The organism is Streptomyces sp. NH27 (genome assembly GCF_056859195.1).
On the sequence record NZ_JACEGK010000471.1, the window covers coordinates 1 to 6,278 of the forward strand.

5 protein-coding genes and 3 pseudogenes are annotated in these 6,278 nt (G+C 69.9%); 1 reads left to right on the forward strand and 7 read right to left on the reverse strand.

Annotation, left to right across the window (positions count from 1 at the left end; all coding sequences use genetic code 11):
* Positions 1-45: 45 nt before the first annotated feature.
* From AC13HU_RS29520 to AC13HU_RS29540, 5 genes and pseudogenes are all read right to left on the reverse strand, one after another.
* Positions 46-1,731 (reverse strand): ribonuclease J, encoded by a 1,686-nt coding sequence (locus AC13HU_RS29520; RefSeq protein ID WP_483045029.1) that lies wholly within the window; start codon positions 1,729-1,731, stop codon positions 46-48.
* Positions 1,732-1,935: 204 nt separating this feature from the next.
* Positions 1,936-2,835, reverse strand: coding sequence for a 4-hydroxy-tetrahydrodipicolinate synthase (gene dapA / locus AC13HU_RS29525; protein WP_483045030.1), 900 nt, complete (start codon positions 2,833-2,835; stop codon positions 1,936-1,938).
* A gap of 182 nt (positions 2,836-3,017) precedes the next feature.
* A pseudogene (thyX, locus tag AC13HU_RS29530) lies at positions 3,018-3,467 on the reverse strand (FAD-dependent thymidylate synthase); the annotation flags it as partial.
* Between the two features lie 3 nt (positions 3,468-3,470).
* Positions 3,471-4,397: pseudogene (locus AC13HU_RS29535) on the reverse strand (HNH endonuclease); the annotation flags it as partial.
* Positions 4,377-4,676: pseudogene (locus AC13HU_RS29540) on the reverse strand (FAD-dependent thymidylate synthase); the annotation flags it as partial. The pseudogenes AC13HU_RS29535 and AC13HU_RS29540, both read right to left, overlap by 21 nt.
* 168 nt (positions 4,677-4,844) lie before the next feature.
* On the opposite strand from AC13HU_RS29540, the gene AC13HU_RS29545 reads away from it, so the two are divergent.
* Complete coding sequence (locus tag AC13HU_RS29545; protein WP_483045031.1) at positions 4,845-5,387, forward strand: hypothetical protein; 543 nt, start codon at positions 4,845-4,847, stop codon at positions 5,385-5,387.
* A gap of 93 nt (positions 5,388-5,480) precedes the next feature.
* Here the strand turns inward: AC13HU_RS29545 and AC13HU_RS29550 are convergent, their stop codons facing one another.
* Positions 5,481-5,954, reverse strand: coding sequence for a tetratricopeptide repeat protein (locus AC13HU_RS29550; protein WP_483045032.1), 474 nt, complete (start codon positions 5,952-5,954; stop codon positions 5,481-5,483).
* Positions 5,955-5,959: 5 nt separating this feature from the next.
* Positions 5,960-6,278: dihydrodipicolinate reductase C-terminal domain-containing protein (locus AC13HU_RS29555; protein ID WP_483045033.1), on the reverse strand; the 319-nt coding region annotated here is incomplete at its 5' end.

Sequence of the window (6,278 nt, forward strand, 5' to 3'; positions counted from 1 at the left end):
ATGCAAATCCGGCGGCCCGCTCCCCGCACCGAGGTTGACGGTGCGTCAGACTTCCACGACCACCGGCAGGATCATCGGGCGCCGACGGTAGGTGTCGGAGACCCACTTGCCGACCGAGCGGCGGATGAGCTGCTGGATCTGGCGGATCTCCATGACGCCGTCGGAGGCCGAACGGGACAGGCCCTCCTCGATCTTGGGAATGACCGCGGCGAACGCGTCGTCGTCGATGCCCGAGCCCCTGGCGTGGATGTTGGGGCCGCCGACGATCTTGCCCGTGCTGCTGTCGACCACGACGAAGACCGAGACAATGCCTTCCTCGCCCAGGATGCGGCGGTCCTTGAGGTGCGTCTCGGTGATGTCGCCGACCGAGAGGCCGTCGACGTACACGTAGCCGGCCTGGACCTTGCCCGCGATCTTCGCCTTGCCGTTGACGAGGTCGACGACGACGCCGTCCTCGGCGATGACGGTGCGTTCCTTGGGGATGCCGGTCAGCATGCCCAGGTCGGCGTTGGCGCGCAGGTGACGCCATTCGCCGTGGATCGGCATGAGGTTGCGCGGCTTGCAGATGTTGTAGAAGTACAGCAGTTCGCCGGCCGAGGCGTGGCCGGAGACGTGCACTTTCGCGTTGCCCTTGTGGACGACGTTCGCGCCCCAGCGGGTCAGCCCGTTGATGACGCGGTAGACCGCGTTCTCGTTGCCCGGGATGAGGGACGAGGCAAGGACGACGGTGTCGCCCTCGACGATGCGGATCTGGTGGTCGCGGTTGGCCATCCGGGACAGGGCGGCCATGGGTTCGCCCTGGGAGCCGGTGCAGACCAGGACGACCTTCTCGTCGGGGAGGTCGTCGAGCACCTTGACGTCGACGACGAGCCCGCTCGGCACCTTCAGGTAGCCCAGATCGCGGGCGATGCCCATGTTCCTGACCATGGAACGGCCGACGAAGGCGACCTTGCGGCCGCGTTCGTGGGCTGCGTCGAGCACCTGCTGGATGCGGTGCACGTGGCTGGCGAAGCTGGCGACGATGATCCGCTTCTCCGCCTTGGCGAAGGTCTGCCGCAGCACCTGGGAGATGTCGCGCTCGGGCGGCACGAAGCCGGGGACCTCGGCGTTGGTGGAGTCCGCGAGGAGCAGATCGATGCCCTCCTCGCCGAGCCGCGCGAAGGTCGGCAGGTCGGTGAGGCGCCCGTCGAGCGGGAGTTGGTCCATCTTGAAGTCGCCGGTGACGACGACATTGCCCGCAGGGGTGCGGATGGCGACGGCGAGCGCGTCCGGGATGGAGTGGTTGACCGCGACGAACTCGCAGTCGAAGGGGCCGATCCGCTCCCGGTCGCCCTCCTTGACCTCGAGGGCGTACGGGCGGATGCGGTGTTCCTGGAGCTTCGCCTCGACCAGGGCGAGGGTGAGCTTGGAGCCGATCAGCGGGATGTCTTCCTTCTCGCGGAGCAGGAAGGGGACGGCGCCGATGTGGTCTTCGTGGCCGTGCGTGAGGACGACGCCGACCACGTCGTCCAGCCGGTCGCGGATGGAACTGAAGTCCGGCAGGATCAGGTCGACTCCGGGCTGTTCCTCTTCGGGGAAGAGGACGCCGCAGTCGACGATCAGCAGCCGGCCGGCGTATTCGAAGACGGTCATGTTGCGGCCGATCTCGCCCAGGCCGCCGAGCGGTGTGATGCGCAGACCGCCCTCGGCGAGTGCCGGCGGGGGACCGAGTTCAGGGTGCGGATGACTCAAAGGGTTTCTCCTTACCGCGCATGCCAGAGGGCCCCTCGTGGGGGCCGTGGCCGGCGCGACGCTGTTCCGATGTTCGAATGGTGGTGCCGCGTTCGGATTTCTTTTCCGACGTTTCGTGGTCCGCGCTTGGTCCGCTGGTGTCCGGCGGATGCCGCGAAGTGCTGCCGTATTCAGTTGTGAAGTCCTGTGTGTTCCCGGGTGTGCTCAGAGGTGTACCCCGCCGGCGGCGAGATCCTTCCTGAGCTGCTCGGTCTCCTGTTCGCCGAGGGCGACCAGGGGGAGCCGGAGCGGGCCTGCGGGCAGTCCGCGCAGCGCGAGGGCGGTCTTGGTGGTGATGACGCCCTGGGCGCGGAACATGCCGGTGTAGACGGGCAGCAGGCACTGGTGGATCTCGGTGGCCTTGGCGACGTCGCCGCTGGTGTATGCCTCCAGGAGGGCGCGCAGCTCGGTGGAGACGAGGTGGCCGACGACGGAGACGAAGCCGGCCGCGCCGATCGACAGCAACGGCAGGTTGAGCATGTCGTCGCCGGAGTACCAGGCGAGGTCGCTGCGGGAGATCGCCCAGCTCGCGGCGGCGAGGTCGCCCTTGGCGTCCTTGTTGGCGACGATCCGGGGGTGGTCGCCGAGCCGGACGAGGGTCTCGGTGTCGATGGGGACGCCGCTGCGGCCGGGGATGTCGTAGAGCATGACCGGCAGGCCGGTGGCGTCGGCGATGGCGGTGAAGTGCCGGTACAGGCCCTCCTGCGGGGGCTTGCTGTAGTACGGCGTGACGGTGAGCAGGCCGTGGGCGCCGGCGTGCTCGGCCTGGCGGGCGAGGGTGACGCTGTGCGCGGTGTCATTGGTGCCGACGCCGGCGATGACGTGTGCGCGGTCGCCTACCGCTTCGAGTACGGCTCGGACCAGCCGGTCTTTCTCGTCGTCGCTGGTGGTGGGCGACTCTCCCGTGGTGCCGTTGACGACGAGTCCGTCGTTGCCCTGGTCCACGAGGTGGGCGGCGAGCCGCTGCGCGCCGTCGACATCGAGCGCGCCGTCGGCGGTGAACGGCGTGACCATCGCGGTCAGCACCCGCCCGAAGGGGGCATCGGGGGTGGAAGTCGGAGCCATGCGTCCCACGTTACTGGGTGTGTGTGCGGCTGCGCAGCCGCGGTACCTGCGGGTGTGGACAGCGAGACCCACGGTGAGGACTCCGGCGCTGCCTGCTCGGGGGTTCAAGCAGCACCGGAGTCCGTTTCCGCAGCCTAGATGAACTTCACGAATGCCTGCAATCCGAACACTTCGGACATCTTTTACGGGGCGATTCGGCCGTTCGCGTTGAACGCGGCGTGCGTGAGCGGCATGAGCTTCGCCCACTCCGCCTCCATCAGCTCGCCGACCATCTCGATCTCCCGCTGCGGGAACGACGGGACCTGGGCGAGTTCGTGCTGCGTGCGCAACCCGAGGAAGTGCATCAGCGACCGCGCGTTGCACGTCGCGTACATCGACGAGAACAACCCCACCGGCAGCGTCGACCGCGCCACCTCCCGGGCCACCCCGGCCGCCAGCATCTCCTGGTACGCCGCGTACGACCGCTCGTACGACTCCGCCATCACGGCGAGTGCCGCCTCCCGCTGCTCCGCGGTCCCCTGGACGAACTCGTACTTGCCCGGCCGCCCCTGCTGCACCAGCTTCCGGTCCGGCCCCGGCACGTAGAACACCGGCTGGAGCTCGCGATACCTGCCGGACTCCTCGTTGTACGAGTTGTGCACCACGATCCCGTCGGCCAGGAAGTTGTGCCACGGGCCGGCGACGGACAGGTCGTAGGTCATCTCCTCGCCGTCCTCGACGATGGAGGTGATGCGGTCCGGGACCGCGACCGCGATCCTCCCGCCGCGCTGGGCGAGCTCCTGCTCCGCGGCGCTCTTCGCCGCATGGCAGTCCGCACAGGCGGGGGCGAGGTTGCTCGCGTCGAGCGCCTTCGTCAGGTCGGCGGCGACCGGCACCTTGTGGTCCAGCGCGAGGGAGGCGCGGGGGAAACTGCCACCGCACAAGTGACAGGTGTCGGTCTCGGCGATCAGGCGCGTGCGCTGCGCCGACGTCCAGACGCCGATGCCGCGGTGGAGGCTGGGCGGAACCGGGCCCGTCGACGGGCGTGCAGCCGCGCCGGCGCCCATGACGGCATCACCGGCCGCCAGTTCGCCCGCCTTGCGCCAGCCGTCGGGAGTGAGGATCGCGTGGTCCACCGAGCAGCGCAGGACCCGCCCGCTCTCGGTGGCGATCCGGATGAGGGACTTGGTGCCGGACTCCATGACGTCGACGATCTGGGCGCGCCGGGCGCGGAGGGTGTCCTCGTCGTAACACCGCACATGAGTGCCCCGGACGGACTCCTGCCGCCTCACCTGGGCACTCGGATGCTCTTCGCGGAACTCGGCGACCGCGCTGTCGGCCGCCTCTCGGCTGTCGTACAGCCCGAGGTAGTGGTCCCTGCCCTCATGGCTCGCCTGCGCCATCCACCTGCCGGCCTTGCCGTGCCAGGTGGCGCCGCCGACCGGAGTCGGCAGACGGTCCTCGACTCCGTGGTGCCACTGCTGGTAGAGATCCTTGATCTTGCGGCGGCGAAGCCCGCCCGCCTCGCTCTCCAGGGTGATCTCCGTGTCACCGGCCAGGCACCATCCGGCCCGGTGCCGCATGAATTCGCGGAAGACGAAGATCGGTGCGCTGATGAAGAAGGTCATCGAGTTGTGCTCGAAGGGACTGCCGTGGCGGTCGCGGATGAGGAAGTTGATCAGGCCCTTGGAGCGGTCGGGGTCCTTGGTCAGCTCTTCGATGGACTGCTCGCCCGCCGTCGAAACGCGGGCCGCCCACAGGACGTCCGAGTCGGACGCGCTGTGCTTGACGAGGTCGACCGTGACGTCGTCGCGGAAGCGAACGGGGGTGGCGGCCTCGGTGGAGGGCGGGTCGGTGGACACCGGCGGGTCCTTCCTGTTGTCTGTTGTGCGCCGCTCAGCTTATGGGGTGGGCCCGACCGGCGATCGCAGGCTCCGGGTCCGACCCGGAGCTTGGCCGCGGTGACCGGGACGGATAGCCTCACCGGTCATAACCCCTGCACCTGACAGAAGTCGAAGAGGATTCTCCGCGTGTCCTTGCCCTTCCGCTCCGCAGTCGCCGTTGACGACGAGTACACGACCGGCCGGCCGCTGCCGCACGACGTGCGCGACCGCTGGATGCGCCCGTACCGCCCCGGACCCTGGCGGGTCGCGGTCGCCGCGCTGGCGCTGATGCTCGCCGCGTACCTGCTGTTCGCCGCGCTGATCATGGTCGCGGCGAAGAGCGTGCAGGGGGGTGGTGTGCTGGTGCTGCTCGCGGCGCTGGTGATCGCCGGCACACTGCGGTTGCTGCGGATGGGGGTATGGGTCAGCGGGAAAGGCCTGCGGCAGGTCGGGTACTTCGCCACGGTCACCGTGCCCTGGCAGCACGTGACGGCGGTGCATACGGCGCAGCAGCCGGTGCGGGTGCTGGGGCTGCCGCGCAGCGTGCAGGGGCAGGCGCTGCTGATCAGCCGGCGCGGGTCGGCGCTGCGGCCGCTGATGACCGATCACAACGCGGATTTCCTGGGGCGTGCCGAGGCGTTCGACATAGCGGCAGATGCCATCGAGGGCTGGTCGCTGGAGCTGCGCTAGTAGCGTCGGCGGTCGAGCCGTCACGGCGGTGCCGATGCGCTTCCGGGTGCCGCGGCGGGTGTGGCCGGGCGGAGCGTTCGCCGTGCCGCTGGGCTACTGCGGCTCTGCGGCGCGGGTGCCTACGGCTGCTTCGGCGTCGTGGAGGCGGATGGCGCGTTGCATGGCCTTGCGGGCGCGGGGCGTGTCGCGGGCGTCGAAGTAGGCGACGGCGAGGCGGAACCAGTTGCGCCAGTCGTCCGGGTCGGCCTCGGTCTCGGCCTGGCGTCTGGCGAAGACCGCGTCGGCGGAGGCGCGGTCGATGCGGCCGCTGGGGGTGCGGGCCAGTTCGTCGACGGGCAGGCCGCCCTCGGCTTCGAGTTCACGGCCGAGCCGTCCGGCGTGCCGGGCGAACTGGGTGGTGTGCCAGAGGAACCAGGCGCCGATGAACGGCAGGACCAGGACGGCGAGGCCGAAGGCGACGGTGACGGGCCGGCCGTCGGCGATCAGCAACACCCCGCGGTCGCCGACGAGCACGAAGTAGAAGACGAGGACGACCGCGGAGACGATGTAGCTGAGCTTGGCGCGCATCGGGTTCAGGCTCCCTGGTGCCCGGTGGTGGTGGAGCCGTCCGCCGCGGCGGGCCCGCCGGTCAGGAAGTGCTCCAAGCCGAACGTGAGGCCGGGCACTGTCGGCACCGTGCGGACCGCGAGCAGGATGCCGGGCATGAAGCTGCTGTGGTGCAGCGAGTCGTGGCGGATGGTGAGGGTCTCGCCGGTGCCGCCGAGGAGGACCTCCTGGTGGGCGAGGAGGCCGCGCAGCCGTACCGAGTGCACCGGGACGCCGTCGACGTCGGCGCCGCGGGCGCCGTCGAGGCCGTGGGTGGTGGGGTCGTGCTGCGGGGGGAGGCCGGCT

Bases quoted from the DNA above. Each gene is read 5' to 3' on its own strand.
- dapA (WP_483045030.1), bottom strand. From the start codon at position 2,835: ATGGCTCCGACTTCCACCCCCGATGCCCCCTTCGGGCGGGTGCTGACC.
- AC13HU_RS29550 (WP_483045032.1), bottom strand. From the start codon at position 5,954: ATGCGCGCCAAGCTCAGCTACATCGTCTCCGCGGTCGTCCTCGTCTTC.